At 57.9% G+C, this 26,179-nt stretch carries 34 protein-coding genes, 1 pseudogene and 1 riboswitch; of the genes and pseudogenes, 7 read left to right on the forward strand and 28 right to left on the reverse strand.

Features of this window, described 5'->3' with window-relative positions; translation table 11 throughout:
• Window positions 1–105: 105 nt before the first annotated feature.
• Window positions 106–243: pseudogene (locus FOI68_RS13930) on the reverse strand (UDP-glucosyltransferase); the annotation flags it as partial.
• 290 nt (window positions 244–533) lie between these two features.
• On the opposite strand from FOI68_RS13930, the gene FOI68_RS13935 reads away from it, so the two are divergent.
• The gene (locus FOI68_RS13935; RefSeq protein ID WP_255433480.1) at window positions 534–983 is read left to right on the forward strand and encodes a MarR family winged helix-turn-helix transcriptional regulator; all 450 of its coding nucleotides are present in this window, start codon (window positions 534–536) and stop codon (window positions 981–983) included.
• A gap of 56 nt (window positions 984–1,039) precedes the next feature.
• On the opposite strand, the gene FOI68_RS13940 is transcribed toward FOI68_RS13935, so the two are convergent.
• The 9 genes from FOI68_RS13940 to FOI68_RS13980 all read right to left on the reverse strand — a co-directional run bounded on the left by FOI68_RS13940 (window position 1,040) and on the right by FOI68_RS13980 (window position 8,583).
• Entirely contained in the window at window positions 1,040–2,074 is a 1,035-nt protein-coding gene (locus FOI68_RS13940) for an ABC transporter substrate-binding protein (protein WP_143863526.1), read from the reverse strand.
• Window positions 2,075–2,089: 15 nt separating this feature from the next.
• Window positions 2,090–2,869 (reverse strand): ABC transporter permease, encoded by a 780-nt coding sequence (locus FOI68_RS13945; protein WP_143863527.1) that lies wholly within the window; start codon window positions 2,867–2,869, stop codon window positions 2,090–2,092.
• Entirely contained in the window at window positions 2,869–3,645 is a 777-nt protein-coding gene (locus tag FOI68_RS13950) for an ABC transporter ATP-binding protein (protein ID WP_035298328.1), read from the reverse strand. Before FOI68_RS13950 ends, FOI68_RS13945 begins: the two co-directional genes overlap by 1 nt.
• Complete coding sequence (tenA, locus tag FOI68_RS13955; protein ID WP_035297577.1) at window positions 3,630–4,310, reverse strand: thiaminase II; 681 nt, start codon at window positions 4,308–4,310, stop codon at window positions 3,630–3,632. Before tenA ends, FOI68_RS13950 begins: the two co-directional genes overlap by 16 nt.
• An 8-nt stretch (window positions 4,311–4,318) precedes the next feature.
• Window positions 4,319–5,587 carry an acetylornithine deacetylase gene (locus FOI68_RS13960; RefSeq protein WP_370512131.1) on the reverse strand — a complete coding sequence of 423 codons (1,269 nt, stop codon included), beginning with the start codon at window positions 5,585–5,587 and terminating at the stop codon, window positions 4,319–4,321.
• Window position 5,588: 1 nt separating this feature from the next.
• The gene (locus FOI68_RS13965) at window positions 5,589–6,362 is read right to left on the reverse strand and encodes a thiazole synthase (RefSeq protein ID WP_029099177.1); all 774 of its coding nucleotides are present in this window, start codon (window positions 6,360–6,362) and stop codon (window positions 5,589–5,591) included.
• A gap of 1 nt (window position 6,363) precedes the next feature.
• Window positions 6,364–6,567 carry a sulfur carrier protein ThiS gene (gene thiS / locus FOI68_RS13970; RefSeq protein WP_029099176.1) on the reverse strand — a complete coding sequence of 68 codons (204 nt, stop codon included), beginning with the start codon at window positions 6,565–6,567 and terminating at the stop codon, window positions 6,364–6,366.
• A 231-nt stretch (window positions 6,568–6,798) separates the two neighbouring features.
• A riboswitch (TPP riboswitch) is annotated at window positions 6,799–6,909 on the reverse strand.
• A 39-nt stretch (window positions 6,910–6,948) separates the two neighbouring features.
• Window positions 6,949–7,335 carry a kinase-associated lipoprotein KapB gene (gene kapB, locus FOI68_RS13975; RefSeq protein ID WP_143863529.1) on the reverse strand — a complete coding sequence of 129 codons (387 nt, stop codon included), beginning with the start codon at window positions 7,333–7,335 and terminating at the stop codon, window positions 6,949–6,951.
• Window positions 7,336–7,362: 27 nt separating this feature from the next.
• Window positions 7,363–8,583 (reverse strand): alanyl-tRNA editing protein, encoded by a 1,221-nt coding sequence (locus FOI68_RS13980; protein WP_143863530.1) that lies wholly within the window; start codon window positions 8,581–8,583, stop codon window positions 7,363–7,365.
• A gap of 97 nt (window positions 8,584–8,680) precedes the next feature.
• On the opposite strand from FOI68_RS13980, the gene FOI68_RS13985 reads away from it, so the two are divergent.
• On the forward strand, window positions 8,681–9,070 hold the full coding sequence (locus FOI68_RS13985) for a DUF2203 domain-containing protein (protein ID WP_044898112.1): 390 nt from the start codon (window positions 8,681–8,683) through the stop codon (window positions 9,068–9,070).
• Window positions 9,071–9,112: 42 nt separating this feature from the next.
• On the opposite strand, the gene FOI68_RS13990 is transcribed toward FOI68_RS13985, so the two are convergent.
• The 3 genes from FOI68_RS13990 to FOI68_RS14000 form a co-directional block, all read right to left on the reverse strand.
• The gene (locus FOI68_RS13990; RefSeq protein WP_044898111.1) at window positions 9,113–9,340 is read right to left on the reverse strand and encodes a hypothetical protein; all 228 of its coding nucleotides are present in this window, start codon (window positions 9,338–9,340) and stop codon (window positions 9,113–9,115) included.
• A 104-nt stretch (window positions 9,341–9,444) separates the two neighbouring features.
• Window positions 9,445–10,728, reverse strand: a complete 1,284-nt coding sequence (locus tag FOI68_RS13995; protein ID WP_143863531.1) for a glycoside hydrolase family 18 protein — start codon at window positions 10,726–10,728, stop codon at window positions 9,445–9,447.
• A gap of 66 nt (window positions 10,729–10,794) precedes the next feature.
• Window positions 10,795–11,133, reverse strand: a complete 339-nt coding sequence (locus FOI68_RS14000; protein ID WP_255433482.1) for a thioredoxin family protein — start codon at window positions 11,131–11,133, stop codon at window positions 10,795–10,797.
• A 175-nt stretch (window positions 11,134–11,308) separates the two neighbouring features.
• Between FOI68_RS14000 and FOI68_RS14005 the strand changes: the two genes are divergently transcribed.
• Complete coding sequence (locus FOI68_RS14005) at window positions 11,309–11,806, forward strand: GNAT family N-acetyltransferase (RefSeq protein WP_143863532.1); 498 nt, start codon at window positions 11,309–11,311, stop codon at window positions 11,804–11,806.
• A gap of 88 nt (window positions 11,807–11,894) precedes the next feature.
• Here the strand turns inward: FOI68_RS14005 and FOI68_RS14010 are convergent, their stop codons facing one another.
• From FOI68_RS14010 to tlp, 6 genes are all read right to left on the reverse strand, one after another.
• A complete protein-coding gene (locus FOI68_RS14010) occupies window positions 11,895–12,269 on the reverse strand; it encodes a DUF779 domain-containing protein (protein ID WP_143863533.1) in 375 nt (124 codons plus the stop codon).
• A 33-nt stretch (window positions 12,270–12,302) separates the two neighbouring features.
• The gene (gene adh / locus FOI68_RS14015) at window positions 12,303–13,823 is read right to left on the reverse strand and encodes an aldehyde dehydrogenase (protein WP_035297561.1); all 1,521 of its coding nucleotides are present in this window, start codon (window positions 13,821–13,823) and stop codon (window positions 12,303–12,305) included.
• A 209-nt stretch (window positions 13,824–14,032) separates the two neighbouring features.
• Complete coding sequence (locus FOI68_RS14020; protein WP_035298325.1) at window positions 14,033–14,545, reverse strand: ACT domain-containing protein; 513 nt, start codon at window positions 14,543–14,545, stop codon at window positions 14,033–14,035.
• A 39-nt stretch (window positions 14,546–14,584) separates the two neighbouring features.
• Entirely contained in the window at window positions 14,585–14,911 is a 327-nt protein-coding gene (locus tag FOI68_RS14025) for a hypothetical protein (RefSeq protein WP_029099165.1), read from the reverse strand.
• Between the two features lie 21 nt (window positions 14,912–14,932).
• Window positions 14,933–16,045 (reverse strand): tRNA 2-thiouridine(34) synthase MnmA, encoded by a 1,113-nt coding sequence (gene mnmA, locus FOI68_RS14030; protein WP_035297560.1) that lies wholly within the window; start codon window positions 16,043–16,045, stop codon window positions 14,933–14,935.
• A gap of 127 nt (window positions 16,046–16,172) precedes the next feature.
• A complete protein-coding gene (tlp, locus tag FOI68_RS14035; RefSeq protein WP_029099163.1) occupies window positions 16,173–16,394 on the reverse strand; it encodes a small acid-soluble spore protein Tlp in 222 nt (73 codons plus the stop codon).
• Between the two features lie 161 nt (window positions 16,395–16,555).
• Here tlp and FOI68_RS14040 point away from each other — a divergent pair, with 161 nt between their 5' ends.
• Window positions 16,556–16,768: a hypothetical protein gene (locus FOI68_RS14040; RefSeq protein WP_143863534.1), complete on the forward strand. Its 213-nt coding sequence runs from the start codon at window positions 16,556–16,558 to the stop codon at window positions 16,766–16,768.
• Here the strand turns inward: FOI68_RS14040 and FOI68_RS14045 are convergent.
• The 5 genes from FOI68_RS14045 to FOI68_RS14070 all read right to left on the reverse strand — a co-directional run bounded on the left by FOI68_RS14045 (window position 16,765) and on the right by FOI68_RS14070 (window position 21,430).
• On the reverse strand, window positions 16,765–17,115 hold the full coding sequence (locus FOI68_RS14045; RefSeq protein WP_035297558.1) for a DUF952 domain-containing protein: 351 nt from the start codon (window positions 17,113–17,115) through the stop codon (window positions 16,765–16,767). The two genes, FOI68_RS14040 and FOI68_RS14045, sit on opposite strands and share 4 nt — an antisense overlap.
• A gap of 23 nt (window positions 17,116–17,138) precedes the next feature.
• Window positions 17,139–18,506, reverse strand: coding sequence for an FAD-binding oxidoreductase (locus FOI68_RS14050; protein WP_143863535.1), 1,368 nt, complete (start codon window positions 18,504–18,506; stop codon window positions 17,139–17,141).
• A gap of 74 nt (window positions 18,507–18,580) precedes the next feature.
• The gene (locus tag FOI68_RS14055) at window positions 18,581–18,826 is read right to left on the reverse strand and encodes a hypothetical protein (RefSeq protein WP_143863536.1); all 246 of its coding nucleotides are present in this window, start codon (window positions 18,824–18,826) and stop codon (window positions 18,581–18,583) included.
• 573 nt (window positions 18,827–19,399) lie between these two features.
• Window positions 19,400–21,097, reverse strand: a complete 1,698-nt coding sequence (locus tag FOI68_RS14065) for a WG repeat-containing protein (RefSeq protein WP_143863537.1) — start codon at window positions 21,095–21,097, stop codon at window positions 19,400–19,402.
• A gap of 120 nt (window positions 21,098–21,217) precedes the next feature.
• Window positions 21,218–21,430, reverse strand: a complete 213-nt coding sequence (locus tag FOI68_RS14070) for a hypothetical protein (protein WP_143863538.1) — start codon at window positions 21,428–21,430, stop codon at window positions 21,218–21,220.
• Window positions 21,431–21,632: 202 nt separating this feature from the next.
• Between FOI68_RS14070 and FOI68_RS14075 the strand changes: the two genes are divergently transcribed.
• Entirely contained in the window at window positions 21,633–21,857 is a 225-nt protein-coding gene (locus FOI68_RS14075; RefSeq protein ID WP_035297550.1) for a hypothetical protein, read from the forward strand.
• A gap of 267 nt (window positions 21,858–22,124) precedes the next feature.
• Here the strand turns inward: FOI68_RS14075 and desA are convergent, their stop codons facing one another.
• Window positions 22,125–23,147, reverse strand: coding sequence for a Delta(5) desaturase DesA (gene desA / locus FOI68_RS14080; protein ID WP_143863539.1), 1,023 nt, complete (start codon window positions 23,145–23,147; stop codon window positions 22,125–22,127).
• A gap of 452 nt (window positions 23,148–23,599) precedes the next feature.
• Here desA and FOI68_RS14085 point away from each other — a divergent pair, with 452 nt between their 5' ends.
• Together FOI68_RS14085 and FOI68_RS23520 are read left to right on the forward strand one after the other, a co-directional pair.
• Window positions 23,600–24,391, forward strand: a complete 792-nt coding sequence (locus FOI68_RS14085) for a DUF2935 domain-containing protein (protein ID WP_143863540.1) — start codon at window positions 23,600–23,602, stop codon at window positions 24,389–24,391.
• 469 nt (window positions 24,392–24,860) lie between these two features.
• Complete coding sequence (locus FOI68_RS23520) at window positions 24,861–25,031, forward strand: hypothetical protein (RefSeq protein ID WP_162836722.1); 171 nt, start codon at window positions 24,861–24,863, stop codon at window positions 25,029–25,031.
• Window positions 25,032–25,124: 93 nt separating this feature from the next.
• Here FOI68_RS23520 and FOI68_RS14090 read toward each other — a convergent pair whose 3' ends face one another.
• Genes FOI68_RS14090 through FOI68_RS24360 form a run of 3 tightly spaced genes read right to left on the reverse strand, consistent with a single transcriptional unit; the run spans window position 25,125 to window position 25,973 of the window.
• Window positions 25,125–25,478: a YolD-like family protein gene (locus FOI68_RS14090; RefSeq protein ID WP_029099154.1), complete on the reverse strand. Its 354-nt coding sequence runs from the start codon at window positions 25,476–25,478 to the stop codon at window positions 25,125–25,127.
• Window positions 25,463–25,705, reverse strand: coding sequence for a LexA family transcriptional regulator (locus tag FOI68_RS14095; protein ID WP_143863541.1), 243 nt, complete (start codon window positions 25,703–25,705; stop codon window positions 25,463–25,465). Before FOI68_RS14095 ends, FOI68_RS14090 begins: the two co-directional genes overlap by 16 nt.
• Window positions 25,689–25,973: a WYL domain-containing protein gene (locus FOI68_RS24360; protein ID WP_483296170.1), complete on the reverse strand. Its 285-nt coding sequence runs from the start codon at window positions 25,971–25,973 to the stop codon at window positions 25,689–25,691. Before FOI68_RS24360 ends, FOI68_RS14095 begins: the two co-directional genes overlap by 17 nt.
• Between the last annotated feature and the right edge of the window lie 206 nt (window positions 25,974–26,179).

The raw sequence follows: 26,179 nt of genomic DNA on the forward strand, positions 1-26,179 counted from the left end.
GGCTGTAACGGCGCCGCCTGCTTCGCGCACTTTTTGCTGCATGTCTGTTACGCGGGTGAACAACTCCTCGTCATGCGCAGCGTGCTGAACCGCTTCCCGCAACGTTTCGATCGCCGGCACAAATTCTTCTGTCGTTACATACGTTACCCGGTGTCCTCGATTGACGAGTTCCCTTACCACAGCAAGAGTCGGGTTTACGTGACCGTAGGCGGGAATATTTATGACTGCAATATGCTTCTTCATCCTATTTTCCTCCAGTTTCAACAAGGGAGTTCGGGAACATGTCCATCAGGTGCGTTCGTTCTTACTCGTGAACCCCAAAAGGGCGCTTCATGAAATCGACCCGGCAGCGGAGTAAAACCATGTACGACCATGTACACATTGGTTCATTTTTATTTACCATTCTTTCATTCATTCATGTATAAATCCAGGTAAATTAGTTGACATATCAACGATTGAACGGTTTAATAATAAATAATTGTTTACTTCATGTCAATTCGATTCCAGAAATTGGTAAAGGATGAATGGGATTGATGCCGCAAACGAAGCAAATTGCCGAAAACTTTATCCGTCTGCTTCCGCTGGTGTACAACAAGATGAACAAGCCCGTCACGAAGCATACACCTGTACCCAAACCATCTGACCTGACCCATCTGCAGTTTCATATCCTGGAGGAACTGTTCCACGCCCAGGAAGGAATCGCCATGACCCACCTGGCCCAAAGCATCAGCATCTCCAAACAGCAGTTGACTCCTCTGATCAAAAAATTGGAGGAAAAGGAGTACGTGAAAAAAGTACAGGACGCGAATGATCGACGGTTCGTCAAGCTGATGCTGACCGAAAAGGGAAAACGCACGGTTTATCAGCGCTGGGAGGAATTTTATCGCTTGTTCTGCGACCGGATCAGCCAGCTCGGCGAGGATGATCTGTTTGACCTGGACTACGCCATCCATAAAATCATTCGGATCCTGGGAAAGCTGTGACAACCAGCGGCAGACAACAAAGCCCAAACACGTTGGTCCGTGTTTGGGCTTCGCGTTTACTTCACCAGATTGCGCATGACTTCGTCCACGTTGACGTCTTTTGTGATCAGCTTCTCCTGTTTCATCCAGTCGATCAGCTTCTGCCAGGATTCGGCCGTCTGGCTGCCGAACGGCTGGTCGCCCGCGTCCATCAGCGGCAGCAGGATGTCCAGGCTCTTCGTCTCCACGTCTTTATCCAGCGGGAACTCTTTGGCCTGTTTGTCCAAGAGGAGCTGGAGCGCTGTTTCCTTGTGTTTCGCCACGTATTCCTGCCCTTTGGCGGCCGCGCGCAGGAACGCCTCCAGCGCCTGCTGCTTTTTGCCCAGGGTCTCGTCGCTGGTGGCGATGACCAGCTCGTAGTAGGAAGGCACGCCAAAGTCGCTGGGCTTGATCACGTTGACGGGCACGCCGTTTTTCTCCAGAATCAACTGTTCGTGGTTGATGTAGCCGCCCACGACCGCATCCACTTGTTTCGCCGTGAGCGCCGGGATGATGTCAAAGCCGATGTTGGTAAAGCTAAGGCCGGAATCATCCGCGCCCGCATGCTTCAGCACAGTGCGGACGATCGACTCGTCCAGCGGAATGGACGGGTAGCCGATGTTCTTGCCGGCCAGCTTTTCCGGCGTGTCCAGACCGCTGTCCTTGCGCGTCATGATCACGTTCAGCGGCTGGCGCACGAGCGCCGCGATGGAGACGACCGGAATGCCTTCGGAACGCGCCTGCACCACCTGCGGCTGGTAGCTGATGGCCATGTCCACCTTGCCGACCGCCACCATTTTCAGCGGGTCGTTGGTGTCCGACGGCATTTGCAGGTGGACGTTCAGGTTTTCCTCGCGAAAATAGCCTTGTTCTTCCGCCGCGTAGAGGAACGAGTGCACGGCGTTCGGATACCAGTCGAGCGCGATGGTCAGTTCGGTCGGCTCGCCGCCGCCCGCCGCAGGCTGTCTGCCCTGCGGTGCCGTTTCGCTTCCCGTCTGGCTGCCGCACGCCGCCAGCCCTGCCGCCAGCGACAGGGTCATCAGTGTCTTGGCCCATCTGGAAAAACGTTTCATGGTTCAACAGTCTCCTTACTGTGATTTCATCTGTTTCGGTGTGTTCGTGCGCGTATGCGGTGCGAACCGCCGCTCGATCGTGCCGGCCAGCCAGAAGAGCAGCATGCCGAGGACGGAGAGCAGCAGCACGGAGGCAAACAGGGCGGGCGCCTGGAAATTGCCCGATGCCCGCCGGCCGAAATAGCCCAATCCCTCGCTCGCGCCCAGCCACTCCCCGATGGTCGCCCCCCCCACGCTGTACGTGGCCGCCACCTTCAGGCCGCTGAAAAAATGCGGCAGGCTGGCCGGAAGCTGCAGTTTGGCGAAAATCTGCCAGCGCGTCGCACCCATCGTCCTCAGCAGGTTGACCATCTCGGGGTCGGCCGCGCGCAGGCCGTCATAGGTACTGACGACGATGGGAAAAAACGTGAACAAGATCGTCACGGCGATTTTTCCCGACAGCTCGTAGCCGAACCAGAGAATGAAGACGGGCGACAGGGCGATGATGGGAATCGTCTGCGAAATAACGATATAGGGATAGACCAGCCGTTCCACGGTGCGGCTGAGATTCATCGCCAGGGCGAGCGCAATGCCGAACACGATCGACGCCGCCAATCCCATCAGCACTTCCCGCAGCGTCGCCCACAGGTGCAGGCCGAATAGCTGCTCGCGCAAATCCCATACGGCCAGCAGCACGGCGCTTGGCGGCGGGAGAATAAACGGCGGGATGGCAAACAGGCGGCAGACCGCCTCCCAGCCGGCCAGGAGCAGCACGAGCGAGACGCCAAACCAGATTCCCCGGTGAACCGTCCTCATCACGCATACCTCCCGACCGGCTGTGCCGCCGCCGATTGGCGCAGCAGCTCCCAAATCTGCTCACGCAGCGCCTGAAACGCCGGGTGACTGCGGCTCGACAGCGAGCGCGGCCGCGGCACCGGGACGGCCAGTTCCACCGGGCGGCTGATCGGGCTGCCGAGCAGCACGACGATCCGGTCCGCCAGAAGGATCGCCTCGTCGATGTCGTGGGTGATCAACAGCATCGTGCTGCCCGTCTGCTGCCACATCGCAAGCAGCCACTCCTGCATCTCCATCCGGGTAATGCCGTCCAAGGCGCTGAACGGTTCATCCAGGAGCAGGAGGTCGCTGCCCGTCATCAGCGCGCGCAAAAACGAGACGCGCTGCCGCATGCCGCCGGAGAGCTGCGCGGGATAAGCGTCCGCCCAGCCGCCCAGACCGAAGCGGGGCAGCTCCTGCCGCACCCGGGCCTGCGCTTCTTTGCGCGGCATTCCCTGGATCTCCAGCGGCAGCGCCGCGTTTTCCACCACCGTCCGCCACGGCATCAGCAGATCGCGCTGCGGCATATAGGCGACCTGACCCAGCCGACGGGCCGCCGGTTCGCCGTCCAGCCTGATCTCCCCGTCCTGCGGCTGCAGCAGGCCCGCCGCCAACTGAAACAGCGTGCTTTTGCCAATCCCGCTCGGTCCGATCAGGCTGACCAGTTCGCCGCGCCCAACCGCGAGCTGAAAACCGTCGAGAATGGCTTTCTCCCCGTAGGAGAAACGGACGCCCGCGAAGGCTAGTTTTTCTCGCACGGCCACATTTCCCTCCGGTACGCCATCTCCCAGAACAGGTACTCCATGCGCGACGTATTGAGAAAATGCTCTTCCAGACGGGCCAGCTCCCGCTCGCTTTTGCCTTCCGCCAGTTGATCCATCAACCCGATCAGCCACTGCGCCAGTTGGCCGAACTCGTCCGAGCTGTAGGTGCGCACCCACTCGCCGTAGAGCTCGTGATCCAGCGCGCCGTCCACCTGCGCCAGTTGTTTGCCGATCTCCCAATAGCTCCACATGCAGGGCAGAACGGCGCTGACCAGTTCGGCGAGCGTGCCTTGGTGGGCCACTTTCAGCATGTAGCTGGTGTAGGCCAGCATTACAAACGACGGCTGGGTCGCCTCCAGTTCTTCGCGGGAAATCCCGAAGCGGGCGGCGTACTGCCGGTGCAGTTCCATCTCGTGATGGAGCGTCGCCTCCTGCAGGGCGGCAAACTTGGCGCTGGTGGCCAGATCGTCCGCCTTGGTGCTGGCGATCGCGAAGAGTTTGGCGTAGTCGATCAGGTAGACGTAATCCTGCTTCAGGTAAAACTTGAACGATTCAACCGGTAAACTGCCGTCGCCCAAGCCGGTTACGAACGGATGGCGATGCGTGCGCTCCCAGATCGGGGCCACGCTGTTCAACAGGCGCTGTGTAAAAGTCGCCACGACGATATTCACTCCTTCTCCGTGTTGCACCAGTCTGCGAGAAACCGGGCCATGATTTGCGCAAAGCGGACCAGTTCGTCCGGATCGATCGACTCGTCGACGGCATGGGCCTGGGACAGCTCGCCGGGACCGAATATCACCGCCGGAATTCCGGCGTGGGCAAACCAGCCCGCATCCGTCACGGTTCCGGACATGTCCACCACAGGCGGACACTGCATCTCTGCCTCATAGGCCCGCTTCAGCCTGGACAGCGCCGGATGGCCGAGATCCAGTTCCAGCGAGGGGAAAATCTCGCCCCGCTCTTCGATCATCGACCGGCCTCCCCAGCGGAATGCGGGCGGGTGGTCCCGCAGCCACGGGTCGGCCGCGGCCGCCGCCAACACATGGTCTTCGATCTCGCGAATGATCGCTTCATGCGATTCGTTCGGGTAAAAATGGACGGTAATCCACAGCGCGCAGCGGTCGGCGATAAACGCCGCATGCCGGCCGCCTTCGATGACCGCGGGATTGATCGTGTTGCTGCCCGGCGGAAATCCGGGGTACGTCTTCATCACCGCCCAGTGGCGTTCCAGTTCCTGCAGCGACGCGATGATCTTCATCATCTTCTCGATCGCGGAGGCGCCGTGCACCCGTCCGCCGGCGTGGATGGTTCTGGCCCGCATCCCGTCGTGCAGGGTGACGGGGCTCTCTACCGTGATCCAGCCGGTAATCACGCCGCCCTGTCCCTGCATGTGCAGGTGGCTGGTGTCCACGACGACGGCGTAATCGGCGGTATAGCCCCGTTCGATGGCGGCGAGCGTGCCTGCTTCGCCCGCTTCTTCGCCGATCACGGACTGGAAGATCAGGTCGCCTTTCAGCTCGATTCCGTGCTCGCGCAGCATCTGAATGGCAAACAGGCTGGCTGCCAGGCCGCCTTTCATGTCGGCGACGCCGCGTCCGTACAGGCGTCCGTCCCGGCCGCGGGTGAGGGCGAACGGCGGATACGTCCAGCCGCTGTCGTCGCCCACTTCCGCCACGTCGATATGTCCGTTGACAATCAGGCTGTTCGCCCGCTCCGGTGCGGTGCCCCTCAGGCGGCCCACCACGTTGTCATCGCCGGGAAAGACCGTCCAGCGGTCCACGTCAAAGCCCAGCTCGCGCAGCTTTCGGGCGATCAGGCTCTGCGCGCCGCCGCTGTTGCGGGCGGGCGGGCTGACCGTGGGATGGGCGATGAGCTCGGCCAGCAGGGCGAACAGCTCTTCTCTCCGCTCGGCAATGGCTGCCGTGACGCGTTCCACGTTATTCAATCATCCCTTCTGTCGGACTGCTGGCCGAGGCGTAGCGCTTTTTCGGGATGCGCCCGGCGAGGAAGCCCTTGCGCCCCGCTTCCACGGCCAGTTTCATCGCTTCGGCCATCAGCACCGGGTTGTCCGCCAGCGCCACCGCCGTGTTCAGCAGGACGCCGTCCGCGCCCAACTCCATCGCCTTAGCGCAGTCGGCCGGTGACCCGATGCCCGCGTCCACGATCACTGGAACCTTGGCGTCTTCGATGATGAAGCGCAGGTTGTGCTCATTGAGTATCCCTTGGCCGGAACCGATCGGCGACGCCCCCGGCATGACCGCGTGCACGCCCACTTCCTGCAGCCGTTTGGCGAGAATCGGGTCGTCGTTGGTGTAGGTCAGCACGATAAAGCCTTCTTCCACCAGGATGCGGGAGGCCTCCAACGTGCCGATTGGATCGGGCAGAAGCGTCTTGGGATCGCCGATCACTTCCACCTTGATCATGTCGCACAGCCCCGACGCCTTGGCCAGCCGGGCGATCCGCACCGCCTCCTCGGCCGTGTAAGCGCCGGCCGTGTTGGGCAGCAGGGTGAATTTTTTCAAATCCAAACGTTCCAAAAAATTGGGCTCGTGCGGATTTTCCAAATTGAGCCGGCGCACGGCAAAGGTGAGAATCTCCGCTTCCGATACGGCCACCGCCTGGCTCTGCGTGTCCAGATCGGGAAATTTGCCGGTTCCCAGCAAGAGGCGGGAACGAAACTCATACGGTCCAATTTTTAATGTATCCATCATGTCAGCCTCCTCCGACAAAGTGAACGATTTCGATCCGATCGCCGTCCGCGACCGGCGTGGATTCGTAACGGGCGCGGTCGACAATCTCGCCGTTGCGCTCGACGACCACGATTTTCTCCTGCAGTTGGTAGGACAGAAGCAGGGCCCGGACGGTATTGACCTCGTCGTCCAGCTCCACGCGTTTGCCGTTCAACTGTACCAGCATGTTCCCCCTCCTTTTGTCAGCGCCGTCGGGAATGGCCGGCCGCCTGTCGCCTTCCTGCCGTAAAAAAACGGCTTCCCTGCCTGACCGAACCCCAGACAGAAGAAGCCGTTCGCACGGATATCGGGCGGACGGCAAACAAAAAAACCATCCGCCACGGATGGTTTTGGTTGCGCATGTGCAGTGGTCGCACTCCGGCGCGCGTGACGCGGCACGGAATCACGACAGTGCGTTGATGCAGCCGATACCTCTTCCTCCGCTGGCATGACCCAGGTCAGGTTCAACGGTCAGTAACACATTCGTTACAATCTCAGCCGACTATGCTCGGCTCCCGTTTGGTATTGCGCTATGCTGTTTTGCTTGCTTGACTACTACAGTAGCACGCTATCCGTTGTTTGTAAAGGTCTCCTTGCGCAGTGCCTCCAGCTCGTCGAGACAGCGCTGGGCCCACGTGACCATCTTGCGCAGTTTGTCCATCTCCCGCTCCAATGCGGTCTGGACCGATTCCTTGTAGTCGGGCACCGCTCCGCCGTAACGGATCACGGTCTGACTGGGCACCATGATCTTTTCCTGATAGGACAGGGCGGGACGCTGATGAAACAGCGGCACATCCACCTCGTACGGGTTGTGCAGGTCCCCCTGCGTCGGGTATTTCAGCACCGCAAGCACCTTGACCAGCAGTTTGTCCCCGTGATCTTCCAGCACTTCCGTTACGTATTCACCCGTCTTGTAGGAGACGCGGACCAGGTCTCCCGTTTTCCAGATCGACATGCCTTTCTCTCCTTTCCTGAAAAAGCGTCAGTCCTGTTGGACCCTGATCGATTCCTCCAGCAGCCGGCGGGCGTGGGCCAGCACCGCTTCCGCAGGACGGACCGGCGCGCCCCCTCCCTGGGCCATCGCCGGATTGCCGCCCCCCTTGCCGTCGATCAAGGGCAGCGTATCCTTCAGCAGTTGGTTCATCGGCAGCGCCACCTGCTCGCCGCGGGCGAACACGAGCTGCAGCTTTTCTCCCTCCGCTGCGAACAGACAGACCGCGTCCGCTGCCTGTGTCGTTACCAGTCTGGCGAGCTGCTGCAATTGCTGCATGCTTCGACCGGCCAAAACGGCCTGGACCAGCCGCATGTCGGACAGACGGGCCGCCTGCGCCAGCAGGGACTGCGCCTCGCCTTCGAGCAAACGTTTTTCTTTCTCCTCCAGCGTCTCTTTCAACTGCTCCCGTTCCGCCACGAGCCGCTGCGCCTGCTCGGCCAGCTCCGCCTCGCCGGCGTTCAGCGTGCGGGTCAACTCGCGCAGCAGCAGATGCTTGCGGGAATAGTCGGAGAGCGCCCGCCAGCCGCAGAGGAACGTTACCCGGATATTGCCGCGGTGGCGCTCCCAGCCCGTGATTTTGATTGGCCCCACTTCGCCGGTCCGGGCCGGATGGGTGCCGCCGCAGGGGTTGTAGTCAAAGTCGGGGATGATCACCACACGGATGTTCTCGCTGACGGTCGGCTGCTTGCGGAGAGGCATGACGGCCAGTTCGGCTTCCGTGACAAACCGGGCCTCGATGGGCCGGTTTTCCAGCACGATGCGGTTGGCCAGGGCCTCTACCCGCTCCGCCTGCTCGACGGACAGTTCGTCCAGCCGGACGTCGATGGTGACGTGATCCCTGCCGAGGTGAAAGGCGACGGTCTCCGCCCCCAGCGCCTCGACGAACGACGCCGAGAGAATGTGCTGCCCGGCGTGCTGCTGCATGTGGTCAAACCGCCTGGGCCAATCGATCTGTCCCGTGATCCGCTGCCGCTCCTGAGACAGCGGAGCTTCCAGCCGATGGCGGATGTCACCGTCCACTTCCTCCACGTCGATGACGCGGATGCCGTCCAGTTCGCCCCAGTCGCAGGGCTGCCCTCCCCCTGTCGGGTAAAAGGCGGTGCGGTCCAGCACCACGTACGGGGTCCCGTCGGGTTCCGTCCCCTGTTTCAGCACGCACGCTTCAAACGTGTGCAAATACGGATCGTCATAGTACAATCGGTTGTTCATAGCCACTCCTTACTGCCGGTTCCTGTCTTCCTGCCGGCGTTCTGTCCATTTCCTCCGCTCGCGGTTCTCCCTATAATAGAACCAGGAGGTGGGATGCTTGGCAAAAAAGTATTTCACGGTGGAAGAAGCCAACCGGATGCTGCCGTATGTACGCCAAGAGCTTTCCTTTTTGCAGGAGGCCAAGCGCCAATTCGCTGCAACCTATCAGGAGCTGCAGCAGGCAAAGAAACAGCAGCCCCCGGACGACGGCACGGTCTTTACGCTGGAATGCCGCCTGGAATTCATGGAACTGGAGGCGCAGATGCGCATCAACCGGCTCCACGAACAAGGCGTTCAGGTAAAGGATATCGATATCGGCCTGTTCGACTTTCCTGCGGTGCTGAACGGGCAGGAGGTGCTGCTCTGCTGGCGTCAGGGCGAGCCGACAGTCAGCCATTACCACGGCATTCACGAAGGGTACGCCGGCCGCAGGCCGATCGGCGAATAGCGGGCCGGTCGCGGACAAGCGGCGCTCATGGATGGACTGCTTTCAGCCGGCCAGACGTGCCAGCTTTTGCTCCCGTTCCGCCCGTTCCTCCGGCGAAGCGAGATCGTATTTTTTCAACAGATGGAACAGTTCGTTCAACGTCTCCTGGGACAGCGGCGTTGCGAGCAGCCCTTCCAGGCGGTCCACCAGCGCTCCGGGCAGGTAGGGCGTCTGCTCCGCCAGCTTCGCCCGCACGTCTTCCGCGCTGTGATTCAATCTGCATTCTCCCATAGGCTCTCTCCTTCTTCCGTTTTGCACCATCATACCATGATTGGCAGGCGGAGAAAAAGGCGTACACCCCGTTCGGAGGTACGCCTTTTGTTTCGCCGCTTCGTTCACGCCCGCTTGCGCACGCGAAAATTGTCTTCGATCAACAGCCAGTTCTGCGGAAACGGCAGCCCCAGCTTCCAGTAGCTGACGCCGCGCAGTCCCAGTTCCTTGACCAGGTTGAATTTGGCCTGGATCGAACGGGCGTCTTCGAACCAGACGCGATGGCGGTTCTGCTCGTCGTCCGAATACTCGAAAAACGGCGCCTGCGCCCGATAATCGTACTGGATGTTGACATTCCTCTCCAGCGCCAGCGCGACCGCCGCCTGCGGACTGAGGGAGCGGGCCGTCGTACCGGGCCGGAAGGGCAGCCTCCAGTCGTACCCGTACAAGTTTTGGCCCATCAAGATCTTGTTGGCGGGCATTTCCGTCAAGGCGTACTGCAGAACCCGGCGAACGGGACCGATGGGCGAAACCGGCATGGGCGGACCGCCGCTGTATCCCCATTCGTACGTCATGATCACGACAAAGTCGACGATCTCTCCGATCGCCCGGTAGTCGTGGGCGGGGTACCACAGCCCCGGCTGATCGGCTCTGGTCTTGGGCGCCAGGGCGGCGGAGACCATTTTCCCCACTTCGCTCGCCCGCTGGCGGGCGCGTCGCAAAAAGCGGACATAGGCATCCCGGTCGGTGGCGGGCAGGGCTTCCATGTCGAAGTGAATGTCTCCAAAACCAAGCCGCTGTGACGTGCTGATGATGTTGTCCAGCAGGCGGTTTTGCACCGTCATGTCGTTCAGCACCAGGCTGCCCAGTTCCGAGCTGAACCGTTCCCCCTCCAGATTGGTGACCACCAGCATCAGGACGTTCCGATTCGCCCGGGCAATCTCCGGAAAGTCGTTCAGCGGCGGGGTAGACAATGTGCCGTCCCGCCTGATCCGAAAGCTGAACGGAGCCAGGTACGTGAGATGCGGCGACGCTCGGCGAACGTCCGCCTCCAACGCCGGCGGCACCGTCCGGCGCGGCTCGGCATAGGCATTGAAGTCGGCTGCCGGTCTCGGGCGCGGCGGAATGTACAGCCGCATCCCCACCTGTAGAGGACGGAATTGTGAGATTTGGTTGACCCGGGCCAGCTCCGCGGCACTGATCCCGAAACGCCGGCCGATGGTGTAGAGCGTATCCCCCTGCCTCACCCAGTAATAGCTGCCCCGAATGGGGATCACCAGCGCCTGTCCGATGACAAGCCTGCCGGACTCGGGGAGCTCGTTTGCCCGCGCAATCGCCTCGACCGATGAGTCGTACGCCTGGGCGATGCCTGACAGTGTCTGCCCCTGCTGTACCACATGAATTTGCATGCGCCTCCTCCTTCGCGTTTTGTCTCTCTCTTCCATGTATTCAACGCGCGGGAGATAGGTGTTTGTCTAGGCAAAACGCTTGAGCACATGATACAAAAAATCGACCGAGCGAAGCGCGTAGTGCCGTTCGGCGACGGCCCCCCGCTCGAGGATGAGGAGCGCCGGCACGCTGGTCACCCGCCACATCTCCGCCAGTTCGGGCAGGAGGTTCAGATTGGCCCGGTACAGCGTCAAGCCGGGCAGCGCCTCCTGCACCACCGTCAGCATGCGCTCGGCCAGCTTGCAGGTGCCGCACAGCGGCGTGTAAACGAACACGGCTGCCGGTTTGTCCGTTTGGCTGGCGAGCGATTCCATTTCCGTCTTCGTCCATTCCCGCACAGGTGTTCTCTCCGTTTCTACAGTCAAGTCAATCGTCTTCTCATGCTAGCCGCAGGGGGAGCCGGTGTCAAGGACGTCGTCTTCACGAATGGTTCACGGAAAACGGCCCTGTGCTTGTGATCACAAAAAAATGGAAGCGACCCCTTGATCATGTAAGAAAACCTCACATATAATTACCTCAAATGTGCAGGTGGTGAACCATATGTCAAGGATTCGTGTACGAAAGGCAGCCGAATGTGACCTTCCCGCCCTTTTGGACATCTACAATTACGTTGTGCGCACTTCCGCTGCCACGTTTGACCTGGAGGAGCAGACCTTGGAGCAGCGGCGGAAATGGTTTGCGAAATTTGATGACCAATACCCTTTGCTCGTCGCCGATGAGGATGGGACCGTTGTTGGCTACGCTTGTTTGAGCAAATTTCGCGACAGGCCTGCCTATCGCCAAACAGCGGAATCATCCGTCTATGTGCACCAGGATCATCAAGGGAAAGGAATCGGCAAACGGTTGATGACCGAACTCATCGGTCTGGCACAAACGCTGGGGTATCATACCATCGTGGCCGGCATTACCAGCGGCAACGAAGCCAGCGTGAACCTCCACGTACAGCTCGGATTTCAGCCGATCGGCGTTTTTCGCGAAGTCGGCTTCAAATTTGGCCGCTATCACGACGTCACTTTCTACCAGCTCTTTCTGCGCTGAGTGTTTTCGTCGTAAAAACAGAGGCATCCCGAAGATGATCCTCCGGGATGCCCCGTTTCCTGATGGAATGGCGCCGCGCCGACGCTTGTCACAGCGCGCCGGTTTCTTTCAAGGTGCGGTACTCCTCGTCGGTAAACACCCGCGAGCGGGTGAGGAACCGGACGCCCTCCGGCCCTTCCAGGGAAAACATGCCCCCTCTCCCTGGCACCACGTCGATGATGAGCTGCGTGTGCTTCCAGTAGGCGTACTGGGCGGCGCTCATGTAAAAGGGCGTCTCGCCGATTTCGCCCAGCAGGACGTCGTTCTCGCCGATGAGGAATTCTCCGCGCGGATAGCACATCGGCGAGCTGCCGTCGCAGCATCCACCCGACTGGTGGAACAACAGCGGCCCGTACCTGCCCTTCAGCCGCTCGATCAACCGCAGCGCCGCTTCCGTAGCCAGCACTTTCGGCACTGTGCCCATGCGCTTCCTCCTTTCGCCGGGGCTTTGTCCCGATCAGAAGAAACCGAGCGCATCCGGGCTGTAGCTGACCAGCAGGTTTTTCGTCTGCTGATAGTGATCGAGCATCATCTTGTGCGTCTCGCGGCCGATGCCGGATACCTTGTACCCGCCAAACGCGGCGTGCGCCGGATAGGCGTGGTAGCAGTTGGTCCAGACGCGGCCGGCCTGGATCTCGCGCCCCATCCGGTAGGCCAGATTCACGTCGCGGGTCCAGACGCCCGCGCCGAGGCCGTACAGCGTGTCATTGGCCAGTTCCAGCGCTTCCGCCTGGTTCCGGAAGGTGGCCACGGAGACGACCGGGCCGAAGATCTCTTCCTGGAAGATGCGCATCTTGTTTTGTCCTTTGAACACGGTCGGCTTGACGTAATATCCGTCTTTCAGGTCGCCGGAGAGGATGTTGCGTTCACCGCCAATCAGGCACTGAGCCCCTTCCTGTCTGCCGATGTCGAGGTAGGAGAGGATCTTTTCCAACTGTTCCGCCGACGCCTGGGCGCCGATCATCGTCTCCGTGTCGAGCGGGTTGCCCTGCTTGATCGCAGCGACGCGGGCCAGCGCTTTTTCCATGAACTGGTCGTACACCGATTCCTGGATGAAGGCGCGAGACGGGCAGGTGCAGACCTCGCCCTGGTTGAGCGCAAACATGACGAACCCTTCCACCGCCTTGTTGAAAAACGCGTCATCCTTGGCGCAGACGTCCTCGAAGAAGATGTTCGGCGACTTGCCGCCCAACTCCAGCGTCACCGGGATGATGTTTTGCGACGCGTACTGCATGATCAGGCGGCCGGTTGTCGTCTCACCCGTAAAGGCGATTTTGGCGATCCGGCTGCTGGTGGCCAGCGGTTTGCCGGCTTCCAGTCCAAATCCGTTGACCACGTTGACGACACCGGGCGGGATGAGGTCCTGCACCAGTTCGAGGAAGACCAGGACGGACGCGGGCGTCTGTTCGGCCGGCTTCAACACGACGCAGTTGCCCGCCGCGAGCGCCGGAGCCAGTTTCCATACGGCCATCAGCAGCGGGAAGTTCCACGGGATGATTTGGCCGACGACGCCGAGCGGCTCGTGGAAATGGTAGGCCACCGTGTGGTCGTCGATCTGGCTGATGCTTCCCTCCTGGGCCCGGATGCAGCCGGCAAAGTAGCGGAAATGGTCGATCGCCAGCGGCAGATCGGCTGCCAGCGCCTCGCGAATCGGCTTGCCGTTGTCCCACGTTTCCGCTACAGCCAGCATTTCCAGATTGGCTTCCATGCGGTCGGCGATTTTGTTCAAGAGGGCCGCCCGCTCCGCCGGCGATGTGCGCCCCCACGCCTCTTTTGCCTCGTAAGCCGCATCCAGCGCCAGCTCGATGTCATCCGCCGTGGAGCGGGGCACTTCGCAAAATGCCCGTCCCGTCACGGGTGTGACATTTTCAAAGTACTCCCCTTTCACCGGCGGAACCCATTTTCCCCCGATAAAATTTTCGTACCGCTTTTTGAACGAAACCTTTGCACCTGATTGTCCCGGCTGCGCGTAGATCATCGACGGACATGCCTCCTCATCGAATTGTTTTCCACACCTTTCCATTCATATGAGGTCGGCGGACAAATCAGAAGCGTTTCTCTGCCCGGGTCTCGTACAATATTTGGGCCGCCCGATTCCGGCCATCAGGCCAAATACAGCGAAATTCCCCCTCACCCCTCTGCCCATGCACGCAAAACAGCCGCCCGCGGTTGCGGACGGCCGTGTCTTCATTGCAGGGAAAACACGCGGGTGATCTGCGGCAGCTTCTCGATGGCGGCGATCACGTCCGGCGTGATGGCTTCGTCGGTAATGGAAACGAGCAGCGCGTTTTTCCCTTTTTGCTCTCGGGAGACATTCAGTTTGGAGATGTTGATTCGATTATCGGCCAAAATGCGGGACACGTCGTAAATCACGCCGGGATAATCGATGTGATAGACGAGCAGTCCGTGCGATTGCGGCGGAATCCGGCACGGACAGTAATTGATCTCGGCGATGTACACCTCCCGCCAGTCCTGGGCGATCGTGTACTTGCTGCCGCCCACCCGGAAAACGGCCAGGTGGTTGGCGTACTCTCCCGAGCTGGTCTGTACCGGTACGTCCGCACCCAGCCCTTCCACCAACGCCTTGGCAATGTCATCGCGCTGATCGTATGCCAGGATCGTCAGCGACGCTCCCGCCAGATTCGGCTCCAGCCTGCGGATCAGGCGTGCCAGGTCGCGCAGTTTTTCCGCATTGGTCATGGTCATGCACTCACGTCCCCTGTCTCTTTGTTTCGGGTTTTACCTGGGGAGAATCCACGCTTCTTCCTCCTTGATGATCGAGGAATGATTGATGGAGCGATACCACGCCGTCAAGGTTTTCCCGTCCTTTTCGTACGTGATTTTGTAGATCGTGTTTCCCTTGCCGCTCTTCTCAAACGGGCTCTCATCCACGGGGACGACGGTAATGGTTGTGACCCTTCCCCCTTGGCTGGCGATCTTCTCGTTAATGATCGACACGTGCTCCTGCCCCGTGGCGTACATGCCCATGTAGGCCAGTCCCCCGACGAGAAGCGCCCCCAGCAAAAACAAAACGATAATCAGCTTTGATTTCTGTGTCGCTTCCACGCTCCGATTCTCCCATCCGCGCTATTTCTCGGCATCCAGCAGCGTCACCCGGTCGATGATTCCGCCGCCGAGGCACTCCTCCCCGTTGTAGAAGACAACGGCTTGTCCCGGCGTAACCGCTTTTTGCGGCTGATCGAAGACGACCTCCACCGTGTTGCCTTCGCGCAGATGCACCGTCACGCCCTGATCCGGCTGCCGGTACCGAAACTTGGCTGTACAGGTAAAGGAAGACGCCGGCTCCTTGCCGCTGATCCAGTTCACATCGGTGGCGATCAGACGGGTGGAGTAAAGGCGGGGATGGCCGGCCCCTTCGGCGACGATCAGCACGTTGCGCTCCAAATCCTTGTCGACCACGAACCACGGCTCACCGGTCTTTCCGTGTCCGCCGCCGATGCCCAGACCCTGCCGCTGCCCCAGGGTGTAATACATCAAGCCGTCGTGGCGGCCGATCACTTCACCGTCCACCGTTTCGATGTCCCCCGGCTTGGCGGGCAGGTAGTTTTGCAGAAACTCGCGGAAGTTGCGTTCCCCGATGAAGCAGATCCCGGTGCTGTCCTTCTTTTTAGCGGTAGCCAGACCTGCTTTTTCCGCGATCTCCCGCACCTGCGGCTTGGTCAGGGAACCAAGCGGGAACATCGTTTTGGACAGTTGGTGCTGATCGAGGGCGTTGAGAAAGTAGGACTGATCCTTGTTGGAGTCGACACCGCGGAGCAGCCGGTACGCGCCGTCCCGGAACTCCACCCGGGCATAGTGGCCGGTCGCGATGTAATCGGCGCCGAGGTCCATCACCTTGTCCAGCAGTTCGCCAAACTTGATTTCCCGGTTGCACATGACATCCGGATTGGGCGTGCGCCCCCGTTTATATTCATCCAAAAAATACTGGAACACTTTCTCCATGTATTCTTTTTCAAAGTTTACCGTGTAGTACGGGATGCCAATTTGTTCGCAGACGCGCCGGACGTCCTGGAAGTCGTCTTCCGCCGTGCAGTGGCCGAATTCATCGGTATCGTCCCAGTTTTTCATAAAGATGCCGATGACGTCGTATCCCTGTTGTTTCAGCAGGTAAGCCGTCACGGAGGAGTCGACCCCTCCGGACATGCCGACGACGACGCGTGTGTCTTCTGGTCGCTTCATGGTCTTTCTCCTCTTTTCACTAAGGTTCCCTATCAGCATACCACGTTTCGGTCGACAATTCATGTGTGGATATGCTGTGGAGTGCGAAAAAAGCACCTGCCGTTGGTCCGGCAGGCGCTTCTCGCCGTCATTGCAGCCGAGCGTTCTCGTCCTGGATCTCCGAGCGGAACCCCTCGATGCTCTCTTCGCGGCGCTGGTTTTTCTGTTCGATGTTCGCCCGTTCTTCGGGCGTCAGCTCGTCCGCGTGCGCCTTCACGTAATCGCGCGATTCGCGGATGTTTTCCATCGTGTTCTGGATCATCTCCTGCAGTTTCTCCACGTTGTCCGAACGATCATCCGGCTTCGCCATCGGGGACACTCCTTTGCATGGGTAAGTTTGGACGTACCTTACCATTTTGCGCCCGCGGCGGCGGGATTATGTACGCCGGAATCAGCCGACAAACCGGCGAGGACACCAAAACGGCTGTGGTATAATGCAAACAGGAGAGTGTGAGAACCGGAGGGAATGACATGTCTTCGTTGGATTTGCTGGAACGAAAACTCCTGCGCATCCTGGCAGAGACGGAGCCGGTCCGGCTGAAACGGCGCTGGATTCAAAGCGGTGCGCCCGTTTCGGAAGAAGAGCAGCGGCAGCGGATCAGCCTGCTCCTGCGCCGTCTGGACTCGCTGCCGGAAGCCAAGCGGCAGGAAGTGAGGGCGCTTTTGAAATGGTACAACGGTTAACGGGACGGGCAGGAGGCGCCGATGCCCCAGTGCCCTTCCCGTTTTTCCATCCGCCGCACCTCGACGATGGCGTCCTGGTTGAGCGGACCGTAGATGTGCGGGTACAGCCGCCCGTCCTTCGCCTGTTCGTATGTGACCGGTGACGTGACGCGCTCCTCATCCACCACCAGCACCAGCAGGTCGCCGGTAAAATCGGCATAGACCCGATCGGCCACCCGGCCCAGCAGCTCCTCCCCTTTTGTCGCGTGAATAAAGCCTTCTTCCTCGTAATCGCGGGGCAGATAGACGTCCCGTTCCGCCCACTGCTCCCAATACGCCTTCGGTACCAGACAGTAGATGATGTGCATGTGCCTGCTTGTCTCCTTTGGTGTCAATCGAGCGGCAGCTTTTTCCCCGGGTTGAGGATGTTGTGGGGATCAAACAACTGTTTTACTTGTCTCATCAGATCGAGCGCCTCTCCGTGTTCGCGGCGGAGGTATTTCAGCTTGCCGACCCCGACCCCGTGCTCGCCGGTGCAGGTGCCGCCGCAGCGCAAGGCGTAGTCGACGAGATTGGCATTGACCCGCTCCGCTTTGTCCAGATCGTCCCGGTTGGTCGGATCGACCAACAGCAGGGCGTGGAAGTTCCCGTCGCCGACATGGCCAAGCAGGCCGCCCTCCACTCCGGCCGCCTCGATCTGCTCGCGGGCGTAGGTGATGGCCCCGGCCAGTTCGCTCAGCGGCACGCAGACGTCGGTGACCATGATCTTCTTGCCTTTCGAGCCGTGGACAAACGCGTAGGCGAGGTTGTGCCGCGCTTCCCAGAGGGTGTTCCTCCCTTTGGCATCCGTTTCAAACGCGAAGCCGCTGCACCCGTGATCGGCAGCGAGGTCCTTGGCGAACTGCACGTCCTGCTGCAGCCCGGCTTCATTGCCGTGAAACTCCAGAAAAAGCGTCGGCGCTTCCTCATAATGCGTACCGCTGTGCCGGTTCAGCTTTTCCATCGACACCCGGTCGACCAGTTCCACCCGCGCGATCGGAATGCCCACGGCCAAGAGGGAAACCGCCGTGCGGACCGCGCTTTCGACGCTGGGAAAGCTGGCCCGCGCCGCCAGGATGGACTCGGGAATGCCGTAGACCCTGAGCGTCAGCTCCGTAAAGATTCCCAACGTCCCTTCCGAGCCGACAAACAGGCCGGTCAGGTTGTAGCCGGCAGACGACTTGACCGCCAATCCGCCCGTACGGATGATCTGACCGTTGGCGAGCACCACTTCCAGATCCCGTACCTGGTCCCGCATCACGCCGTAGCGGACGGCCGTCGTGCCGCTGGCGTTGGTGGCCGCCATTCCGCCCAGGGTGGCATCGGCTCCCGGATCGACCGAGAAGAAGAGGCCGTATTTTTTCAGCTCCTTGTTGAGCTGGAAACGCGTCACCCCTGGCTGCACCCGCACCAGTTGGTCCTCCGGGCGAATCTCCACAATCTGGTTCATCCGTTGAAAATCGAGCGTAATCCCGCCCTGGTAGGGGATGACGTGTCCCTCCAGGCTTGTGCCCATGCCAAACGGCACGACAGGAATGCGGTGGCTGTTCGCAAACTTGACAACTTCGCTGACCTCGGCGGCGTTTCGCGGAAAAACGACGACGTCGGGCGTGTGCGGCCGATGATAGGATTCATCGCGGCTGTGCTGTTCCAGCATGGTCGGATTGACGCTCACCTGCTCGTGGCCGACCAGTTGACGAAGCGCTTCCGTCAGATTCATGTGCTTCCCTCCCCCAACATGACTCGCTGCTTTTTCGCCCAATTTTATCCGCTTTTGGCAGCCCTGTCTACGGGTTACCGGCTGGTAAGCGTTCGTTCAATGTGGCGGATCGCCTTCCAATAGGCCGCTTCGTCCAGCCGCCCCTGCTCACGCTGCCACTCGATGTAATTGCGCAGGGAAAGGAGGTCGACCCAAGCCTCCTTGGACTGCGGGTTGTCTCCCGGCACCTCGCCGGTGATTTCGCCTTCCCGCACCAGCTTGGCCATTTTCGTGGGATGGATGCCGATTTGATAGGCGATCTGGTATAATGCCGTCTTCATGGAACTCTCTCCTTCGTGAAACGCTTCGGCCCTGTACAGGGGACCCGGCTTGTCCTTTTTCATTCTGCCAGTCTTGACGCCGGCTGCCAATCCCCGAACGGGTGATGGTGAGAAAGTTGCGTCAGTCGATCAGGTATGCGTCCAATCACTTTTGGCGAAACCCGATATGGTAGTAGTAACACCATCCACGGCGGTGATGCGAGATGCCAAGCCGCAAGCGGCGTTTTGGATCGATTCCCTGTTTTCACGGCAACTGGTGCGGTCCCGGCTGCTCGGGGCCGGAACCGCCCATTGACGAGATAGACCGGTGCTGCATGATGCACGACAAGTGCTACCGAAAACGCGGCTATTTTGCCTGCAGCTGCGACAAAAAGCTAGTGAAGTGCCTGAAAAAGCACATTGATCGCACGACGGAGAAGGGGAGAAAAGCCTATCTAATGTATCTGTATTTTCGCAACAGCATCTGCGACCCCAAGCGCTAAGCGAAACGTAACACCCGCCTGGGATCGCGAAACCGGTTGTCCACCTGTCATTCGTCCCTCGCGTCGATGCGATCGGGCCGGATCCATCCGCTTATTCCGTTACGCGGTTCCCTCTTTTATCGATATAGATTTGATCGTTCGACCCGTCCGCCGTCACCAGCGCCAATCCGTCTAGAAAACTGCGCGCATTCGAAAATTGCGGCGGAATCACGAATGTTCCGGTTTTGTCGATAAATCCGTCTTTTCCCTTGATCCGGACGCGCGCGAGCCCCTCGGAGAATGGGTCTGCTGCATCAAATTGCGCGGGGATCACCAATTTTCCCGTCTTGTCGATATAGCCGAATCGGTAGCCGACCCTCACCAAAGCCAGGCCGTCAGAAAAATCGGTGGCATAATCGCCCGTTTGGTTACGGGTGTCAAAAGCGGGCGGAATGACGGTCTTTCCGGTTTTATCGATATACCCGTACTTCCCGTTGATCATGACCAGGGCCAGTCCCTCGTGAAAGTCAAACAACCGCGGCGCGCCGCTGTAATTGTAATTGAGCCCCTCCACCGAAAATTGAGGCTTGATGACGTAGGCACCGGTTTTGCCGATGTAGCCGTACCGACCGTTTCGCGCTACCGCGGCCAGGCCTTCATGAAAGTCGTTGGCGATGTCGAATTGCGGTTTGACGGCCAGTTTTCCGGTCTTGTCGATATATCCCCACAGGTTGCCGACCCGCACGGCGGCCAGTCCTTCCCGAAACGGCATGACCTCGTCATACGCTGCCGAGACGACCTTTCCGCTTTTGTTGATGAAGGCATATTTGTTCCCTTGTGCGACGACGGCAAACCCCTCTTGAAAATTGACGCCTCTGTCATACTCGTAGAGGGACCCCAGTGGATAGATGGGGTTGATGACCCACTGCCCTTTTTGATTGATGTACCCGTACTTGTAACCGACCCGCACGGCAGCCAGTCCCTCACTGAAATCTTTCACATCATCAAACTGCAGGGGAATCGCCAGTTCGCCATTGGCTCCGACAAATCCCCATTTGCCGTTGAGGTATACAGCCCCCAATCCTTCCCGAAACGGTCTGGCATTGCTGTACTGCGGATCGACCAGGACCCGGCCCGCCGCATCCATGTATCCCCATTTGCCGTTTTGGGTAAACGGGTACAATTTCGCACTCGGCGGAATGAGCGGAGCAGACGGCTGATCGGGCGCCTGTTTGGCCTGGACGATGGATTTGTCCGCCAAATTCTTGATGAATTGAACCGCTTCCGTCCGGGTGAGGTACGATTCCTTGGCGAAGCCGGTCAAGCTGGCCGTTTCCCCCCGCCCTTTTACCAGCCCCTGGTTGTACAAATACTGGACCGCGTTGTTCGTGTCGTAACGGAAGCCCTGCGAGGCAGCAATCAGTTTGGCTACGCTACCCCGTTTGATCGGACGGTCCGACTGCTCCCGGGACACCGGCCAATGATACGCTTCGGCCTGCCGGTAATAAACGTCAGCCCAGTATGTACCCGCAGGCTGAAGCGTCAGCGCGTTTCCGCGGTTTGCGTAATAACGGAGCAGCATCGCCAAAAACTCGCTTTCCTTGACGAACTGATCCGGCTTGAAGGTGTGGTCCGGGAAACCGGAAATCAAACGCTGCTCCACACCCCATCTGATCGTATCGTATCCCCAGTAGGCCGGGGAGACGTCCTGAAACGAAACGGATTCCGCCGCGGCCGTCAAACCGACGCTGCTCCACGCCAAAACGCCGGCGGCCACCATGTTCAAGCAGTTCTTCCTGTACTTCTTCATGTGACTTTTCCCTCTTTCGTGAAATGTGCTGCAATTGTAAAGACGCGAAAGGGAAGGAAAAGTTCCGAATACCAGTAAGGTATGAGACTGCCAGCCTGCGCTTAAGAAAGTGGCACAACCTTATCGAGAGAGGGAATCCAAAAAGGACTCCGCAGCGTCGTCCAACAGCTTTTCCCGGTTCGGATCCTCATTTGCGTCGCTGTCAACCTCAAGCTCTCCACCGTTGATTGCCGACGTGTCCTCCGCCTGTTCGGTGATCAGCGGGGTGTCCATGTTTTGTTTCGTGGTAAACAGGTTGATGTTCGGGATGTTGTTCCTGGCATCCGTCTCCATGATCATGCTCCTTGTGGTCAGAATTGAGGGGAAGGCGGTCGTCCGCAGCCGGGGATGGATCGGACAGACACACTCTTACTATGCGCGGTCAGCACGAGAATTATTTCCGGGAAATCACGATCCTCTCCGTTTCATCAGAAGGGCTCTTTCTGCTTGCTTCCATCCCCGTTGGGGCATACTAACGCGTAAAGGAGCGTGGACCATGTTGGATAACAAATCGACGTACTACGTTACAAACTGGGACGACGCGTGGGAGTATACGCGGGCACTGGAGGCGATGAACATCCCGTACGTCGTCGAATCGCCGGGCTCTCCCCTCCACCTGAACGAGGGGGAACTGGCCATTGTGTTTCCCCACCTGACCATGAGAACGTACGCGAAGGTGCGGACCCTCTTTGGCGGTGACGGAGAACGGTATCCGGATTAGCGCGGCCCCCTTGCCAACCATGTTTTGGCAACCTGCCGTCTGCCGGGTCCCATCCAAAGCCTCGCATGGACGAAAAATGGACCGGCGGCAAGACTTGTCTTTGTCAGGCCGGGGATCGAACGGAGCCCTTTCCACAGCGGAAACGGATAACTCCAGGGGGCATGCCTGCTTAACAGGGGCCGCGTCAAACGATAAAGGGGCTTTTCCCGTACGGTCTGCATCGAAGGGATAATGTGACGAGACGGCCGTTACTCATGTGCTGCTTTTTCAAATGGAATCCGATTCGTTGCGCTTGGCCGAAATTTGCTTCAAATCCTTGAATCCCACAAATGTCTTGCTGCACTCGTTCCATAATCGGAAACGGAGCGATCGCAGGCTGGACAGCAGCGTCAGGGTATGTACTTCCTGAAAACGCGGGTGATTCCTGTGAACCGCTTCCAGGTAATAGTTGGGGATCCGCGCGCTCAAGTGGTGAATATGGTGAAAGCCGATATTTCCGGTGAACCAGCGCAGGACCTTCGGCAGCTTGTAGAAAGAACTCCCCTGCAGGGCTGCCTTCACGTAGTCCCAATTTTCTTCCTCTTCAAAATACGACTGCTCAAACTGGTGCTGGACGTAAAAGAGCCAGATGCCGGCCATACCGGAAAGGAAAAAAATCGGGCCCTGAACCAGGAGAAACGCTTGCCATCCTACTGTCCAGCAAAGCAATCCAGCCACCGCAGCGATGCCAAGGTTTGTCACGTAGGTGTTGATGCGTTCCTTCAACCCGGCTCGTTTTCGGTTAAACCGATAAGCGATCAGAAAAATGTAGATCGGGCCTACGCCAAACATGATGAGCGGATTACGGTATAGCCGGTATGCCAAGCGTCGCAGCAGAGGCGACGACACATATTCCTCTACCGTAAGCGTCCAAATATCCCCCGTCCCCCGCCGATCCAAGTTGCCGTTGGTGGCGTGATGAACGGCGTGGCTGTGCTGCCATTGGGAATAAGGGCAGCAGGTCAGAATGCCGGTGAACGTCCCGACAATCTTATTTGCCGCCCGATTTTTGAAGTACGATTGATGACAGCAATCATGAAAAATGATGAAAATCCGTATCAGAAATCCACCGGCAAGAATGGCCAGTGCAAGGGTAAGCCAATAGGAAACCGACAGACTCAGATAGGCGGCGTACCAGAGCAGAAAAAAAGGCAACAGGGTATTGATGATCTGCCACACACTGTACTTCACACATGGTCTTTCGTAAGGTGCGATGTCTTTTCGCCATCCGGCTTGTTCCTCATGAGACATTCGTATAGATCTTCCCCTCTCCGAATCCATTCTGTAGGTATCGTATGCTGAAAATCGTTCAAGTTTCCATCACGTCCTGAAATTTCCACGATGTCTGTTACGCATCCCCAATGAACCAACCTGTACCCTTCTCAAAGCATGTTTGAATCATATCATAGAATTCCTTAAAAACACAGCTTTTTCCACTTATCGAAGGCAGTTCGTACCGCCAAACCGTCTCATCATCCGCAGCCATTTCCTGGGGCTTTCTTTTACGAATTGGGCTTATATCCCTTACGTTGATGTAGGCGTGAGCCCAATCCATGATCTGGGTACATACATAGAGATACATCGTACTTACAAATACAGGAGGAGTCGTCTGCAGATGCGAAATCGAGGTTTGGAAAGTCTGTCCATTCTTAGTGTGCCGCGTTTGCGCTATGCGACACAAAAATGCATGGGGGAGGCGCCGTATGGCAGATGCATTTGTTGGTAGGTCGTTAGATGAAATCAGATTTTGGTCGAGAATCATGAAAGAACATTCTCTTTTCCTTAAATTAGGGTTTCATTGTGACGATACCAAATTAATCGACGAAGCAAACCGGTTTTACACCATTTTTGAAGACATTGAAAATCAGGCCCTTTCCCTCTCACCGGATGTAGACCCGCAAAGAATTTTCGATTTTAACAATATCGTTCACAATGCGGTTTGTCACATTTGGAAGTTCAAACGAAAAGTACTTGACTTGATTATTCGCTGCAGGATTGGAGGGAACAATTTTCCGTTGTTGGTCGATCATGTAAGCAGGGAAGCTGCATATTTCATGAAGCGATTAGAGCAATTAAATACGGGAACCCTTGATCCCTTACCCGATGCCATCATTAATGAAAATGTATTCTTCCTAAGAATCATGGCCGACCACGCCAAATTTATCAACCACTTACTTGATCCTTCCGAAAGAAAACTTGTAGAACAGGCTCGTGAGTTTAGCCACGACTTTGATCAACTCCTTTTTCAAGCGATTGACCTCAACTCCATGCGACCTCAGTCCCAAACCCTTCCTCTCCTTGATCAATTTGTAGATCAAAATCGGGTTTCTGTTCGTCAATTACGTGACTTCAAGAAGACAGCTCGTGATCTGATTGAGGCATGCAGAATAAAAAGCATTATCCCGCCGCTGCTCGCTGATCATGTATTCAGAGAAGCATCACACTTCCTCGAAATATTGGATTCATTTGAGTTGGCTTTGTCCTCCTCGAAATAAATAGATCGTCTCGTCTTATCCGTCTGTAAACATTCACGATATGCCCCCACATTGGGGGTTTTACTTTTTCAAAAAGGGCAGCCTTGATGATCCTCCTTTCCACTTTCTTGCTGCAATTTTTGCCCTCTCCGATTACACATTATGGAAAAAGTCGGTTTCGTTCCAGCGTGAAAACCAGATTAGGTTGAGGGGAAAGTTCCTTCAACAACAAAATGGACATTTTGTCTTCATGGTCCGTCCAATCATTTCTAGCGATTATTCATACAATAAAGTATCAAACACGAAAGAGGTGGTATTATGTCATTCTGTTTCAGACGTCGCCGCCGCCGCTGCTTCTGATCACCTAACGTCCGGATAGTTATATTCGGACGTTTATCACTTCGTTCCCTTCCACAATTTGCAACATTTGACCAATTGAGAGATTTGTTGTAAGGTGAATGGGAATGATCAAAAAAAGGTGTGTGCTTTTATGGCGAAAGAGTATGCGGTTGGCTGGGGAACCTTGGCACTGATCAATGCCGGATTGGCCCAGACAAAAAATCAAAGCGGCCTTTTATGGTTTTTCCTCTCCCTGTTACTCGGCCCCATCGCAACCTTTATGATTGTTGTTTTGGTGAAGGTTCCGAAAGATGAACATTGATCGAAATCACCCGGTCTGCGAAGAGACGGACAAAACCGAATCGTCCGGACGATCTGCGCCGCCTCCGCGGCTTTCTTCCATGATGCGGCCAGCTTAACCGGTGAACGATTTCGTCACGCGCACGACATCCTCTACCCGAATCCACACAGAATCCCAATCACTGACCAGCAGGAACCGACGTTCGTCCGGGTCAATCTGCTTTACGATCCCCCATGCCGTTTCAAACACGCCGCGTCCTCCGTACATTTCCCGGAACCATGTAACGTTGATCGCGTAATCGTACTGCGTTGAGTCATAGATACGAAAACAGTTCTCATCATAGTCGATCTCATCGACAACCGGTCTCCCTGCGAGCCCCTCATCCGCGTTCACACGCCGGCTTTCTGTTTTCTGTTCCGGCTGTACCATCCGCATGGATCCGAACCAATCCTCTATCTTCCGCTCCATCTTGATGTCTCCTTTCGTTCCCACGCTTCCAGCAGCTTGATGTCGTCCGGGCGTGATCGATCCCATTCGATGTACGCTTCCCGTGCCAACGCGGCCAGTACTTCCATGACGCCGCCGCGGCTGCGGCTGGTTTTCACGCACAGTTCATCCACCGTCGGGGTGCGCCGACGACCAACGGAAAAGTTGGCGATGATGCGGAGCACCTTCCGTTCAATATCCTGCAGCACGATGTTTCACCACTGGCACAGCGGCAAGGATGTTGTCAACGGAAAATACGCGAAACGCCCGACGCGCAAAACAGTAGGCTTTCACATTCCCCCTGCTGATCTCATGGATCCGGACGGTTCGCTTCGACGTTCGCCCGTGGCGATCCACATAGATGATCTCGACAAGCTGACCGCTGTTCATATAGCGCTGCAAGTTCCCGAGCATAGTCGTTCCCCCCTCGTGAATGCGAACGTTTGTTTGTATTATATGCGAACATGAGGCGAACATGCAAGAAAAAATGCCCCACTACCAGTGGAGCAAGTGATGGAAAACAATCTTCGGCCGATCGTGTTGATTGCGTCAGATATGCAGCGCTTTAGAATCGCTGTTGGCCTGGAACCATTGGGGCTCCGGTATTCCCTCGAGGAACTCCCCTTCCCCTTTTTCCGCGGTACTGTATTTTTGAAGCACCCGGGGACTTTTACCGGAAATAG

Source organism: Brevibacillus sp. LEMMJ03 (assembly GCF_007197875.1).
GTDB classification, from domain to species: Bacteria; Bacillota; Bacilli; order Brevibacillales; family Brevibacillaceae; genus Brevibacillus; species Brevibacillus thermoruber.

Coding starts and splice junctions, on each gene's coding strand:
- FOI68_RS13965 (WP_029099177.1), bottom strand. CDS start 6,362: ATGATGGATACATTAAAAATTGGACCGTATGAGTTTCGTTCCCGCCTC.
- adh (WP_035297561.1), bottom strand. CDS start 13,823: ATGATCTACGCGCAGCCGGGACAATCAGGTGCAAAGGTTTCGTTCAAA.
- FOI68_RS14070 (WP_143863538.1), bottom strand. CDS start 21,430: ATGGAGACGGATGCCAGGAACAACATCCCGAACATCAACCTGTTTACC.
- desA (WP_143863539.1), bottom strand. CDS start 23,147: ATGTCTCATGAGGAACAAGCCGGATGGCGAAAAGACATCGCACCTTAC.
- FOI68_RS14045 (WP_035297558.1), bottom strand. CDS start 17,115: ATGCACATCATCTACTGTCTGGTACCGAAGGCGTATTGGGAGCAGTGG.
- FOI68_RS13980 (WP_143863530.1), bottom strand. CDS start 8,583: ATGAACAACCGATTGTACTATGACGATCCGTATTTGCACACGTTTGAA.
- FOI68_RS14020 (WP_035298325.1), bottom strand. CDS start 14,545: ATGACCAATGCGGAAAAACTGCGCGACCTGGCACGCCTGATCCGCAGG.
- FOI68_RS13995 (WP_143863531.1), bottom strand. CDS start 10,728: ATGCAAATTCATGTGGTACAGCAGGGGCAGACACTGTCAGGCATCGCC.
- FOI68_RS13940 (WP_143863526.1), bottom strand. CDS start 2,074: ATGAAACGTTTTTCCAGATGGGCCAAGACACTGATGACCCTGTCGCTG.
- FOI68_RS13935 (WP_255433480.1), top strand. CDS start 534: ATGCCGCAAACGAAGCAAATTGCCGAAAACTTTATCCGTCTGCTTCCG.
- mnmA (WP_035297560.1), bottom strand. CDS start 16,045: ATGAAGCGACCAGAAGACACACGCGTCGTCGTCGGCATGTCCGGAGGG.
- FOI68_RS14040 (WP_143863534.1), top strand. CDS start 16,556: ATGTCTTCGTTGGATTTGCTGGAACGAAAACTCCTGCGCATCCTGGCA.
- FOI68_RS14090 (WP_029099154.1), bottom strand. CDS start 25,478: ATGGAGCGGAAGATAGAGGATTGGTTCGGATCCATGCGGATGGTACAG.
- kapB (WP_143863529.1), bottom strand. CDS start 7,335: ATGTCGATCTGGAAAACGGGAGACCTGGTCCGCGTCTCCTACAAGACG.
- FOI68_RS14055 (WP_143863536.1), bottom strand. CDS start 18,826: ATGAAGACGGCATTATACCAGATCGCCTATCAAATCGGCATCCATCCC.
- FOI68_RS13990 (WP_044898111.1), bottom strand. CDS start 9,340: ATGGGAGAATGCAGATTGAATCACAGCGCGGAAGACGTGCGGGCGAAG.
- FOI68_RS14085 (WP_143863540.1), top strand. CDS start 23,600: ATGGCAGATGCATTTGTTGGTAGGTCGTTAGATGAAATCAGATTTTGG.
- FOI68_RS24360 (WP_483296170.1), bottom strand. CDS start 25,973: ATGTTCGCCTCATGTTCGCATATAATACAAACAAACGTTCGCATTCAC.
- FOI68_RS14010 (WP_143863533.1), bottom strand. CDS start 12,269: ATGGGCACAGTGCCGAAAGTGCTGGCTACGGAAGCGGCGCTGCGGTTG.
- FOI68_RS14065 (WP_143863537.1), bottom strand. CDS start 21,097: ATGAAGAAGTACAGGAAGAACTGCTTGAACATGGTGGCCGCCGGCGTT.
- tlp (WP_029099163.1), bottom strand. CDS start 16,394: ATGGCGAAGCCGGATGATCGTTCGGACAACGTGGAGAAACTGCAGGAG.
- FOI68_RS13945 (WP_143863527.1), bottom strand. CDS start 2,869: ATGAGGACGGTTCACCGGGGAATCTGGTTTGGCGTCTCGCTCGTGCTG.
- FOI68_RS23520 (WP_162836722.1), top strand. CDS start 24,861: ATGGCGAAAGAGTATGCGGTTGGCTGGGGAACCTTGGCACTGATCAAT.
- FOI68_RS14050 (WP_143863535.1), bottom strand. CDS start 18,506: ATGAATCTGACGGAAGCGCTTCGTCAACTGGTCGGCCACGAGCAGGTG.
- thiS (WP_029099176.1), bottom strand. CDS start 6,567: ATGCTGGTACAGTTGAACGGCAAACGCGTGGAGCTGGACGACGAGGTC.
- FOI68_RS14005 (WP_143863532.1), top strand. CDS start 11,309: ATGTCAAGGATTCGTGTACGAAAGGCAGCCGAATGTGACCTTCCCGCC.
- FOI68_RS14075 (WP_035297550.1), top strand. CDS start 21,633: ATGTTGGATAACAAATCGACGTACTACGTTACAAACTGGGACGACGCG.